This window comes from Microlunatus endophyticus, from assembly GCF_014646195.1.
GTDB lineage: Bacteria > Actinomycetota > Actinomycetes > Propionibacteriales > Propionibacteriaceae > Microlunatus > Microlunatus endophyticus.
The window spans coordinates 1-12,312 of the sequence record NZ_BMMZ01000012.1 but is presented as its reverse complement, the minus strand read 5'-3'; the positions used below and the strand labels follow the sequence as shown (position 1 = coordinate 12,312).

At 63.0% G+C, this 12,312-nt stretch carries 10 protein-coding genes and 4 pseudogenes; 7 read left to right on the top strand and 7 right to left on the bottom strand.

What is annotated here, in order from left to right:
* Positions 1-274: 274 nt before the first annotated feature.
* Positions 275-871: a TetR family transcriptional regulator gene (locus tag IEY07_RS19245; RefSeq protein WP_188897035.1), complete on the bottom strand. Its 597-nt coding sequence runs from the start codon at positions 869-871 to the stop codon at positions 275-277.
* A gap of 594 nt (positions 872-1,465) precedes the next feature.
* Between IEY07_RS19245 and IEY07_RS19240 the strand changes: the two genes are divergently transcribed.
* The 6 genes and pseudogenes from IEY07_RS19240 to IEY07_RS24860 all read left to right on the top strand — a co-directional run.
* Entirely contained in the window at positions 1,466-2,035 is a 570-nt protein-coding gene (locus IEY07_RS19240) for a WxL domain-containing protein (protein ID WP_188897034.1), read from the top strand.
* Between the two features lie 73 nt (positions 2,036-2,108).
* Complete coding sequence (locus IEY07_RS19235) at positions 2,109-3,086, top strand: hypothetical protein (protein ID WP_188897033.1); 978 nt, start codon at positions 2,109-2,111, stop codon at positions 3,084-3,086.
* Positions 3,087-3,206: 120 nt separating this feature from the next.
* Positions 3,207-4,598, top strand: coding sequence for an amidohydrolase family protein (locus IEY07_RS19230; protein ID WP_188897032.1), 1,392 nt, complete (start codon positions 3,207-3,209; stop codon positions 4,596-4,598).
* Between the two features lie 894 nt (positions 4,599-5,492).
* A pseudogene (locus tag IEY07_RS19225) lies at positions 5,493-6,293 on the top strand (IS256 family transposase); the annotation flags it as partial.
* A 182-nt stretch (positions 6,294-6,475) separates the two neighbouring features.
* Positions 6,476-7,729 (top strand): IS110 family RNA-guided transposase, encoded by a 1,254-nt coding sequence (locus IEY07_RS19220; RefSeq protein ID WP_308422959.1) that lies wholly within the window; start codon positions 6,476-6,478, stop codon positions 7,727-7,729.
* 50 nt (positions 7,730-7,779) lie between these two features.
* Positions 7,780-8,085: pseudogene (locus IEY07_RS24860) on the top strand (transposase); the annotation flags it as partial.
* Between the two features lie 13 nt (positions 8,086-8,098).
* Here the strand turns inward: IEY07_RS24860 and IEY07_RS24315 are convergent.
* The 5 genes and pseudogenes from IEY07_RS24315 to IEY07_RS19205 all read right to left on the bottom strand — a co-directional run bounded on the left by IEY07_RS24315 (position 8,099) and on the right by IEY07_RS19205 (position 10,696).
* Positions 8,099-8,368, bottom strand: a complete 270-nt coding sequence (locus tag IEY07_RS24315; protein WP_229670394.1) for a hypothetical protein — start codon at positions 8,366-8,368, stop codon at positions 8,099-8,101.
* Between the two features lie 111 nt (positions 8,369-8,479).
* Positions 8,480-8,530: pseudogene (locus tag IEY07_RS24515) on the bottom strand (hypothetical protein); the annotation flags it as partial.
* 86 nt (positions 8,531-8,616) lie between these two features.
* Positions 8,617-8,688, bottom strand: a pseudogene (locus IEY07_RS24510) (transposase); the annotation flags it as partial.
* A gap of 23 nt (positions 8,689-8,711) precedes the next feature.
* The gene (locus IEY07_RS24305; protein ID WP_229670355.1) at positions 8,712-9,341 is read right to left on the bottom strand and encodes an IS110 family transposase; all 630 of its coding nucleotides are present in this window, start codon (positions 9,339-9,341) and stop codon (positions 8,712-8,714) included.
* A 251-nt stretch (positions 9,342-9,592) separates the two neighbouring features.
* Positions 9,593-10,696 (bottom strand): IS256 family transposase, encoded by a 1,104-nt coding sequence (locus IEY07_RS19205; RefSeq protein WP_373288896.1) that lies wholly within the window; start codon positions 10,694-10,696, stop codon positions 9,593-9,595.
* 509 nt (positions 10,697-11,205) lie between these two features.
* On the opposite strand from IEY07_RS19205, the gene IEY07_RS19200 reads away from it, so the two are divergent.
* Positions 11,206-11,835, top strand: a complete 630-nt coding sequence (locus tag IEY07_RS19200; protein ID WP_229670354.1) for a class E sortase — start codon at positions 11,206-11,208, stop codon at positions 11,833-11,835.
* A 202-nt stretch (positions 11,836-12,037) separates the two neighbouring features.
* On the opposite strand, the gene IEY07_RS19195 is transcribed toward IEY07_RS19200, so the two are convergent.
* The coding region (locus IEY07_RS19195) for an LPXTG cell wall anchor domain-containing protein (protein WP_188897030.1) at positions 12,038-12,312 on the bottom strand (275 nt) is incomplete at its 5' end.

Here is a 12,312-nt window from a genome sequence, read left to right as displayed (position 1 = left end):
ACGCTCTCGGTCACGATGCAATGGGAACGAATAGGGATCGAACACCCGCCACTGGCCGACCAGAACCACCACCAGTTCGGACAACCCCAGCGACACTGCCGGAGCCCTGGTAGCCAGCCTCAATCCAGCTCTCGAGTTTCCATCAGCTGCATCTAGACGAGTGCATCAGTTCGCCCAGATTAGGACCCGTCAAGTGTTCACCCATCCGCGCAGCACATCCGGGGAACTGTGTGATTCAGTCCCACCCAGCTGTGCAGATGGGTCGGAGGCGCTATCAGACTGCGGCGAAGTCGGTTGTTGCCCTCGCGACAAGGTTGGGGCCGTTGACGGGGTCGATCCCTGTCAGCAGGTCGAGCCAGAGGCCGCGAAGGTTGGCTTCGGTGTCGATTGGTTGGAGTCCCCGATTCTCCGCTTCGAACATCCCGAAGCTCGCCGTCAGGAGCCTGGCTGCGATAGCAGTTGCAGGCTCGGTAGACACCAACTCTCTGCTGCTGAGACTTTCCTGGATCCGTTGGACTGCGTGATTGCGCCAGACGAACGGTTGCTCTGGAACCGCAAACCCGAGGACGTCTCGCTCGGCGAGCAACCTCACCGCACCGAGGGTGACCGGGTCACCTCGGGACTCAAGACCAGTGGCTAGTAGCAGGCACAGAAGCCGGGTCACGCTAGGTAGCGGCAGCGCGTCGGCTGCCTGCCGCAGCTGATCCCATCGCTGCCACTGTTCCTCGATGATCGCGAAAGCGAGTTCTTCCTTGGACGCGAACTGGTGATAACCGACGGCAGACTTCGGCCGTCCCATCTCAGCGGCTATCTGAGCAATCGAGGTTCCCGCATACCCACGAGATGCGAACTGGTGGGCTGCCGCAGTCACGATCGATCGGCGGGTCGCAGCCTTCTGCAGTGCTCGTTGGCTCGTCACTCTTCCCCCGACATTCCATGCCCGGCTCCAGGACCGAAGAGTCCAATCGGTCCCGACCGACGCTCCCGGCGCGTGGTCCGCTCGACTCTATTGAACACGCGCCCCGCAGGATTCGCCAACGACCCGCGCGACGTGGTTCCGAGCGTATATCAGCCCTGTGAGTATCCCCGCAGTGCGGGTGATTCGGCCATGGCAGCATTTATTCGATCACCCCGGAACGGACCGTCGGGACCAAAGTCGCTTTCGGACACGCGAATTGGCCATTTTCCACAGCGCGCTACATGGAACGGGGCTTTCGCGATACGATCGTCTGGCGAGTTGCCCGGTGGAACTCAGGATCCGGCGTTCCGCCGCACAACGCCCGGGCTCAGGTCGGTCCGCATACCAGGTCCCGGGCAGAGGCCGTGCTGGGGGCGGCAGTCGGCGCATTCAAAACCCCGTTTGAGTGTCGCATTTCTGCTGATACCTGGGTCGCGGGAACTTGTGCGTAAGTCACAGGACCCGAGTCTCCGGCTGTGTTCCCTCAGAAGATCTGTCGCCGTATTTATGCCCACCATCCGTTCCTCACAGATTGGAATAGTCATGAAGAAGTCCCTTGTCGCCCTCATCGCGACGTCATTCGCGGCTGCCGTCGCAGCTACTGCGCTGACTACGCAGCCGGCCCATGCCGACGACACCCAGACCACCACCGTTACTACCGAAGTAGCCTCCGGTGACCTTTCCATCAGCGCCCCGGCCACTCTCGACCTCGGGACCATCGCTCCCGGGCAGTCCGGCACAGCCACGCTCTCCGGCGTTGAAGTCACCGATGCGCGCGCCGGGACCGCCGGGTGGACGGCCTCGGCGACTGTTGCGGCTATCACCTCCGCATCGCTCAGTAGCACCATTCCCGCCTCGAGTCTCACCATCAGCACGGATGACGCTGAGGTGACCGGCACCGCCACTGTGACCGCATCCGACATCACCGGCGGCTCGGACGATGCAGCTGTGCAAACTGCGACAGCCGTGACTGGCAACAACAGTGCCACCTGGGATGAGCACATCAGCCTCCAAATCCCCGGTGACGCACTTGCCGCGAACGACTACACGACCACCATCACACACTCCGTCGCCTGACATGGGAGGTGGCATCCGGAGGACAACCGCGACCGCTCGGGCGGGTGCGACGTTCCTACTCACTGGAGTCGTCATGCTCATCGGCACGACTCTGGTTGAAGCAGCCCCACCGGATGCCACACCCTCAACCACCCCGGCGGCCGGCATCGGAATCCGGCTTCTGGACTATCCCCACAGCCAAGCCGGCGACCCGCGCGACCACGAATACATCGTCCAAACCGTGAAGCCCGGCACAACTCTGACCCGTCACATCCAGATAACAAACACCACTAGCATGGCCCAAGCCATCGAGATCAAAATCACCGGCGCAACAATCGATGACGGACACTTCAACGTCGCCGGCGATGCCCGCAATCAGCTGGCAAAATGGACTAGCACGAACGTGGATACGGTGCGGCTCCGGAGCAATACCCATTCCACGATCACCGCCACAATCCACGTTCCCGAGAAAGCTACCCGGGGCGAACAGTACGGCGTGATCTGGGCGCAGCTGAGAGCGACTGCCACCACACCCACCCACCGTGTGTCCGTGATCAACCGGGTCGGCATCCGCGCATACATCAACGTCGACACCAAGAAAACGCCACCCGCGTTCACTCTCGGCCCGATATCTGTCGACCGTGACAACACCGGAGCGCCGGTCCTACAAACCACCGCAACCAATACTGGGGAAACCGCTGTCGACCTCACCGGCCGCGCCAGGCTCGCCAACGGGCCTGGGCACACCAGCGCCGGCCCCTACGAAACCACCGCGACCACAACTCTGGCACCAGGCCAACAGGCAAACGTCCGCATACCTACTGCTCCTCAACTCGCCGCCGGAACCTGGACCGCGACCATCAAACTCCGCAGCGGCGACACCACTCGCAAAAGGACCGACACCATCACCATCCCCCACCAGCACCGCGCTCCGCCGCGTCCAGCAAAGCAGACGAAGCCGAGCCACCCCATCGCAGTGCCCGTCGGCATCACCATCGGGCTGATCCTCGCGATAGCCGTGACAGCCAGCATCCTGATCAGAAGGGCTCGAAAACACAGAACGCACGAGTGAGCCGCGCCAGAAGGTCGGCAGCCGAACCCGCACCGGGAGAGTCACTTTCGCCCACGCGACAAACGTCCGGGAACGTCGCTGTTCGGCGCCGCCGAATCTGTGACAACCGATGGAGAATCGATGACCTTCGCCCTGACGCATGCGAACGTCGTTAACCCCGACAGCGGGGAGATAGCCCGAGATGTCACCGTCCTGATCGTCGGCGATCATGTCGCCGCCGTCAGCACCCAGACGCCCACCGGCGCACAGGCAATCGACACCGCCGGCGCCTACGTCGTACCAGGCTTCAACGACATGCATGCGCACACACTGGAACTCGACGATTCCGACGCCGCACACCAGCTGATGATCAGCTACGGCATAACCGGCTACCGACAGATGTCCGGGTCAGCAGCACTCCTCGCCAGGCGGGCAGCCGGCGACTTCGCCGAATCTGCCGACGCCCCGACACTGCTGCAGTTGCCCGGAGCACGACTCACCAATCTGAACGCCAATTCCCCGCAAGCAGTCATCTCCGAGATCCGCAACCAACATGAGCAGGGCGCCGACTTCATCAAAATGACGCAAGTGCCCAGCATGATCTATCGGATCGCACAGGCCCAGGCGAACCTGCTCGGTATCCCCTGCGGAGGACATCTTCCACCGCTCACGATGGCTGGAGACGCCGCCAAAGCAGGCATTGGCTTCATCGAGCACCTCGGCCCTGGACTCGGCCTGCTGATCTTGTGTGCAACAAACGAAGATCAAATCCGAGGCGAGCTGACCGCGCTCGAGAACAGGACCCCGACCATCGGGCTACCGTTCATGAACAGGCTCTTCAACGCTCGGCTCGACTGGATCGTGGCCGACTCGCAACTCCACAACGGCTCAAGAATGGTGCCGCTCATCAACCGCGCGATCGATGCCTTCAGCGAAGACAAGAGCCGCGCCACCGCCCAAATTCTCGCCCAACACAACACGTGGCAGTGCCCAACCCTGATCCGAGCAAAACCGAATGAGCCCAGCGATGACCTCCTAAGGCACCGCGATCCAGACCTGGCCACCGCGTCCGCGAAAGCACGAAAGCCGCGGCACAAGGCGACGAACAAAGCAATCTCGCTATCGACGCAGTCGACGTTCGACCGCCTCTACAACACACGACAACGGCTCACCAAGATTCTCGCGGACGAGGGCGTGCCGATGCTCGCCGGCAGCGACATCGCAGGAGCCTCCTCGGAGGTGCCCGGCGCCAGCCTCCACCAAGAGTTCGACGAACTGGCCGCGGCCGGACTGTCGCCCCTGCAGATCCTGCAAATGACAACCTCGGCGCCGGCCAAGTTCACCGGACGCGATGACATCGGGTCCATAGAAGAAGGAAAGCGAGCCGATCTAGTGCTGTTACGCGAAGACCCAACCCAGTCAGTCGCAGCACTCCACACCATCGTCGGACTGGTACGCAATGGCGTCTACCGCGGCGAATCTGACCTGAACACCATCAGAAAACCCATCGCCCACGAACAAGGCGCAAGCTGATGCCTGGGCAGTCGTCATCGGCGCACCCACTTACCTCCTCACTGCCAGCCTCGACAGAGTCTCCGACGGACGACCGCGGCCGCAGCGTGGCCCACTGGTCAGGGGCGCATTCAGCTTGCACAAACGTCTGACCTTGTCCAACTGGGCGTCAGAGGCGCATTCATCCTCCGGACCGGCGGAATGAAACTGACACATACACAACATGTCCGCGGGCGTCCGATGCTGAAAATCGCCACGGTCACGAAGACAGTGCCCGCCCCACGGCAAACGCCGACCGCTCTCTACGGAAAAGGAGAGTGCCGCTGTCCCGATCCTCCTAGCCACGCCCCCCGTTCTGATCAACCGGAGTTTCAACGCTTTCGATACCGCGAGTCATCGTCACCAATATTGGCGCCGTCCGCGAACCCCGATGATCCCGGTTTCCCGACCAGCTCAACAAGTTGACGGATACCGATCACTGGGCCGCCAGAGCTAGCCGCTGACAATCACTAGTCACATGGCCCTGAAATCACGACCGAGCGCCCACGGATAACGATCGGCGCGACATCCAGACCCGAGGCACCGCCCGGAACGACTACCGGCGGCGAACACTCCGTGGCCCTAACAGGATGGTTATCGAACCTTCCGGCGACCGCCACTCGGATGTTCATCGGCGCGAAGCCCCTGGTCAGACCCATGTCCTCTGGAAGCGCCGTCCAACGCACCCGCCGACGGAGCGTCCACCTGTCAAGACAACAGCGTGACGACCTGGTTGCGCGGGACTGTCAGGAGAACGGTGTGTGGGGTCTGGCCTGACCGAAAGGACAGGTCGGAATGACGACCGAAATGACACCACGGCTGGATCCCGGTCGCGACACGTCGCCGATCAGCGGTGCCGGCGACGACTTGGGCGTGATGCTCGATCCCGTGACGGGTGAGCCGATTGATGAAAGAGAGCTGGCCGAGCAGCTGCTGGCCCAGGCCAAGGCCCAGGGCGTCAGCCTGGTCGGACCGGGCGGACTGCTGTCCAGCCTGACCAAACAGGTGCTGGAGACCGCCTTGGAGGCCGAGCTGACCGAACACCTCGGGCATGAGCACGGCGAGACCCCGGCCGGGTCGAACGTTCGTAACGGCACGAGATCGAAGACGGTGATCACCGAGATCGGGCCGGTCGAGATTGAGGTCCCACGAGACCGAGAGGGCAGCTTTGAGCCGCAGATTGTGCGCAAACGACAACGGCGGCTGGACGGCATCGACGAGATCGTGTTGTCGTTGACTGCCCGCGGGCTGACTACCGGTGAGGTGGCAGCGCACTTCGACGACGTCTATGGGGCCAAGGTCAGCAAAGACACGATCAGCAAGATCACCGACAAGGTGGTCGCCGAGATGGCCGAGTGGGCCAGCCGGCCGTTGGATCCGATCTATCCGGTGATCTTCGTCGACGCGATCGTGGTCAAAGTTCGGGACGGGCAGGTCCGCAACACCCCGTTCTACGTGGTCATGGGTGTGACCACGGCCGGGGAACGCGACATCCTCGGGATCTGGCCCGGTGACGGTGGCGAGGGGGCACGGTTCTGGCTGCAAGTCTTGAGCGAGTTGAAGAACCGTGGCGTCGCTGATGTGTTGATCGCGGTCTGTGACGGACTGAAAGGGTTGCCGGAGGCGATCACCACCACCTGGGACCGGACGATCGTGCAGACGTCATCAATCAACATTGCTGGTGGCGAGATGGTCTCGCCGGTCACCGCACCATCGGGAGAGGACCTATGCAAACGTGTTGCCTTCGAGGCCCTCACGCAGACCCGTTCCTCCCGGTGGATGGCGGGCCGGAAGTTGGCTAGCGGGAGTAGCGCTTCGAGCGCCGTGATGAGGTACCAGCACGGCCGCCGGTCGGTGACGTGTCTGGAAGGAAGTCATCGGCAGTGGAGCCATTCACCCCACCAGCAGATATCCGGCACTTCGCTGGGATCGACTGGGGCAACAGCCATCACCAACTGTGCATCCTGGACGACGACGGCAATGTTCTCGACCAGCTCAAAGTCACTCACGACGTCGCCGGCTTGGACGAACTGACCACCCGGCTACGGATCTACCAGCCGGCCTTGGCAGGAATCGCTATCGAGCGGTCCGAGGGCCTGCTGGTGGAAACACTGCAGGCCGAGGGATTCCGGCTGTTCTGCGTCTCGCCGAAGCTGTCAGCGCGCGCACGAGAGCGGTATCGGATCGCACCGACGAAGTCGGATGCCTTCGATGCCTTCGTGTTGGCCGACTCGCTGCGCTTTGAACATCATCGCTGGCGACCACTAGCGACAGCATCGCCACGGCTTGCTGAGCTTCGGGCGCTGACCCGGGACCGGGAGCGGTTGATTGTGAATCAGCGCGATGTTGAGAATCAGCTCCGTTCGATCGTGATGGCCTACCACCCGGGCGTCCTGCATCTGTTCTCCAGTCTCGACCGCGACATCGCCTTGGCTTTCCTGCGTGACTATCCGACCCCGAATGCAGCCGACCGACTCGGACCATCTCGGATGGCGGCATTCTGCAGCCGGCATGGCTACTCCGGTCGGACCCGGCCTGAAGTGCTGGTCGAGCGGCTCCGACCACACCTCCTGCACGCGGCACCGGGAACCACCGACGGCAAAGCATTCAGTGCCGGACTGTTCGTAGATCAACTCGACCTGCTCAACCGACAGCTCCGCCTGATCACCAAACGAATCCGTGACCGTCTTGCCGATCACCCCGACGCCGCGATCTTCCTTAGCTTCCCCGGAATGGGGCAGATCACTGCTGCGACACTCCTGGCCGAGATGGGCGAGGATCGCAGCCGATTCCCTAATCCCGGAGTTTTGCTAGCCGAGACCGGAACCGCGCCAGTCACCAAGTCCTCCGGCCGCAGCCGGGTCGTTCGATTCCGCTACGCAGCCAACAAACGAATGCGTCATGCGATCGACTGGTGGACTTTCGTCGCTGCCCGCGAAGACGACTGGTCCGGCAGTATCTACCAGCAAGCACGCGACCGCGGACAGCTCCACAATCGAGCTCTGCGCGGTCTCGGCGCCCGCTGGACACGAATCCTCTGGCGCTGCTGGGCCAACCACACCACCTACGACCCCGCCCTGCACCACAAGATCAACAGGCCGACCACGACCTGACCTCCAGGATCAGCGGACCCGCGTAATCACTCGATACGCGGGCCGTCAGCATGCCCCAACTCAAGATCAACAACACACCATCACCGAACCGCAGGTTGACAGGGGGAGTCTGTGTGGTGCATCTGATCCGCAACAGTTTCGGCTATGCCGGCAAACAACACCGCGATCAGATCGCCAAGGCGTTGCGGCCGATCTATACCGCACCATCCGAGGCCGCCGCGAAGGAACGCTTCGTTGAGTTCGCCGACCAGTGGGGCCAGAAGTATCCGGCGATCATCAGACTCTGGGAGAACGCCTGGGCCGAGTTCGTGCCGTTCCTGGACTACGACGTCGAAGTCAGACGGGTCATCTGCACGACGGATGAAATCGTCAAGTTCGTTGAGGGATCGGGTGACCAGGTCGGGTCTGCCAGTGCGAGGTCAGGACCTGGTAGGCATGTTCGGCTCGTTCGGCCTCTTGTCGTTCGGCGGTGCGACGGTCCCGGTCGTTATAGGCCGCTCCTGGTCGCCGATGGTTGCCCCGCTCGGATGGCGCCCCGGCCGCGAGCTCGAGCTTGCGGCGTTTGTGCTGGACCAGGCTCGGCCGAGCGAATGCGTAGTCCTGGTCCTTGGTGATCAAGTGCCAGGCCAGCACGGTCATCTTCCGCGCGGTTGCGACGATCGCTTTCTGAAAGCCGCGGCGAGCTTGGACGCGTTGATAAAACGCCCGCAACGGTCCAGGCGCTCGGCTGGCCGACCAGGCGGCTTCGACCAGCACACCGCGGACGTGGGCGCGGCCAGCCTTGGTGATGCGCCCATGCAAATGCGCCCGTGCACCGGCGCCGAGTTTCCCGATTGCCGCACGCGTGGATTCAGCCCGACATAGGAGACCAGCTTGTCCGGGCTGTCGAACCGGGAGAAATCACCGACCGCAGCAACAATCGCGATCCCTGCGATCGCGTCAACTCCAGGGATCGTCATCAGCCGCGCCACTGCGGAATCGGTCAGGGCCTCGGCAGCGAGTTCCTTGTCCACGATCGCCAACTCGTCGCCGTGGAAGTCCAGCTGCCGCAACAGTGCCGCGACGGTGCCGCGACGGTGGCACGTTCATCGTCCGGCAGCTGCTGCTTGGCCAACCAGTGTCTGCCGGCTCGGCCGAACAGGTCACTGACCGGCGGCGTCGGAACCAGGTTACGAGTCAAGATCGCGTGCACCTGGTTCTTGATCCGCGTCCGTTGCCGCACCAGATGAGCCCTGCGCATCACCTGACGCCGCAACGCCCGGGTCCGCTCATCGGGCAGCCAGACCGGCGGCAGGAAGTCCGCAGCCAGCAACTGAGCCAAGATCCTGGAGTCGACCTTGTCAGTCTTGACCTTCGCTTCGGCAATCGCCCGCGTCTTCGACGGGTTCGACACCACCACCCGGCCCACCAGCGGGACGAGCAGGTTCGCGATCGCATCACTGTTCCCGGTCGCCTCCAGGGCCACCTGATCATCGGCGAGTAGCGTGTCGGCCCAAAGCCTCAGCGCCCCTGGCGTCACCCCGATCCGGCCGGCATCACGCAGCAACCCGTCCTCGACGATCGCCAGCTGCGCGAACTCCCGATGCACATCCATTCCGATATAGCGAACCATTCCCCACTCCTTCCTCGGAATTGATCAGCGTCGGGGAACCGCTGGGACGAACGACACCTACGGATACGCGCTCACAGCGCAGCCGGACCAGTCGCAGGGGCGGCCAACTACTAACACGGGCTCGCAGCCCAGCGAGCAAGAACGGCCTGCCCACACGGTATTCCCCAAGAGCCCCTGTTCCGGACGGTCGCACCGTATGCCCAACACGAGACGCCAGGCCAGCAGAACAACAAAAAGGCCCTCGCGAACTTTCATACCGGATACGAATGCGATCGAGTCGAATTGGTTGTGCAGATGACCTTGCGGATCTCCACGTCGTATTCCAGGAACGGCACGAACTCCGCCCAGGCGTTCTCCCACAACCTGACGATCGCCGGATAGCGCTGGCCCCACTCGGCAGTGAACTCGACGAACCGTTCTTTCGCAGCGGCCTCCGACGGGGCGGTATAGACCGGCTTGAGTGCCTTGGCGATCTGGTCGCGGTGTTGTCGGCCGGCATATCGGAAGCTGTTGCGGATCAGATGGACAACGCACTGTTGGACCACGGTGTGTTCCCAGGTGGTGGTGATCGCCTCCGGGAGCCCCTTGAGGCCGTCACAGACCGCGATCAACACGTCGGCGACGCCTCGATTCTTCAACTCGGCAAAGACTTGCAGCCAGAACCTGGCCCCTTCGCCGCCCTCGCCGCCGGCCCAGATCCCCAGGATGTCGCGTTCCCCGCCGACGGTGACACCCAGCACCACGTAGAACGGCATGTTGCGGACCTGGCCGTCGCGAACCTTGACATGGATCGCGTCGACGAAGATCACCGGATAGACCGGATCCAACGGCCGGGCAGCCCAGTCGGCCAGCTCCCCGGCGACCTTCTCGGTGATCTTGGAGATCGTGTCCTTGCTGACCCTTGCCCCGTAGACTTCCTCGAAGTGAGCGGCGACCTCACCGGTCGTCAAACCCCGCGCGGTCAGCGACAAGACGATCTCATCGATCCCGTCCACTCGGCGTTTCCGCTTCGGCACGATCACCGGGTCAAAGGAGCCGTCGCGGTCCCGAGGCACCTCGATCTGCACTGGCCCGATCTGGGTCAACACGGTCTTGGGCCGGGTGCCGTTGCGGATGTTGGACCCGGTCGGAGTGTCTCCGTGCTCGTGCCCCAGATGCTCGGTGAGTTCGGCCTCCAGGGCTGTCTCCAGCACCTGTTTGGTCAGCCCGGACAACAGCCCGCCCGGGCCGACCAGGGACACGCCCTGTTCCTTGGCCTGGGCCAGCAGCTGCTCGGCCAGCTTCTTCTGATCGATGATCTCTCCCGTCACAGGATCGATCATCTGGTCTACGTCCTGCTTGGTCGTGTCCGACACGGCCCGATCCTTTCAATCAGGCCGAACCCACCCACCGATTTTCTGACAGTCCCGCTGGACCCGACCGGTGGCGGCAGGGCACGATGGGTGACCAGATGGAAGCCGGCGCTGAACGCGTTCGCCATCACCTTCGAGGGCCGGCTCGAGTCGACCACTCACTAATGAAACTGCCGGATCTCACACACCGTTCGACGGACAGGTCCCGTTGCGTCGATCGATAGAGGTTCCAGGGCGTCGTGCGCACACGACGCGCGTATTGCCTCTGACACATGGAGCATTATCGCGGGTAGTAGGACACCCAGTTGGGCAGCTGGATTGGCCGGTTCGTCCCAAATTCAGGTCTGGTGGCGGTCACGACTGGATCAGCATCTGGATCAGCATCGTGAATGGTCGCGACTCCGACCGGGCATGATGGAGGCATGAGCCGTGCCGCTGGGAACGCGCCGGGATCGACGGTGTCTCGGTTCGGGCGTCGGCGACGACCGACCGTATTGGCGACCTTCGGATTGGTGCTGGTGCTTGCCGGTTTGGCCTGTCTGGGCTATGTGGGCTATCAGATTTGGGGTACCAATATCGGCGCGCACAGGGCTTACGACAGCGAACGCGCGAGAATCAAACAAAGTTGGAACAGTTCGACTGGTCCGGGTGAGACTTCGGCGCCGGACGGTACCGCATCTGCCGGGCACGGGACGCTGGTGCCGGGTGATGCGATCGGTTTGATCTCGATTCCGGCGATCGGTGTCGATCAGGTGCCAATTCTGCAGGGTGTCGGCCTTGGTGTGTTGGCCCGCGGTGTTGGGCATTACCCGGGCACCGCCGGGCCGGGAGCGGTGGGGAACTTCGCGGTCGCCGGCCATCGGATCACCCACGGCGAGCCTTTCGCCAACCTGCTGAAGATGCAACCAGGCGACAAAATCATCGTCCAAACCCGGACCACGGTTTTCACCTACCAACTCGACCAGGCGCCGCGCAGCCTGACCGTAGAGGAGACCGCGGGCTGGGTGATCGACCCGGTCCCTGGGCACCCGAACCAGCGACCCACCAGGAAGCTGATCACGTTGACCACCTGCCAGGATCTCTTCCACTCCCCCGACCGCTCGGTCGGTTTCGGACACCTGGTCTCTACCAGGACCAAATGATCACGTCCAGGACGGCGAGCATGGCGAGTTAATTCTGGCTGAACCTCTCGCCTGCTCTGATGGTTCGCCGTCCTAGACATCGGCAGCGAGGCGGATCGTAAGTAACCATCCCCGCCTGCGATGAGGGAGCGGGTCGGGGTATGGATCCGATCCTCTCGCGAAGGATCGGATCCATACCTGACCCGGCTCACCTTTTCTTCTCTTACTTGGCGAGCTGGTTGCGGCGGCGGATGAGGGCGAGTCCGGCGAGGATGGCGAGGAGTCCGGTTGCGGCGAGGGGTGCGAGTCCGGTGGGTGTTCCGGTTTCGGCTAGCCCTTCCCCGTTCGTGCCGGTTCCGGTGCCGGTTCCTGTGTTGTTGGTGGTGCAGGTGATGGTGAAGGTGACGGGGTTGGATGGGTCGGAGCTGATGATGAGGGTGTCGAGGGTGACTGCGGTGTTGGTGGTTTGAAGTTGGGTTTGGATGGCGTCGATGGTGT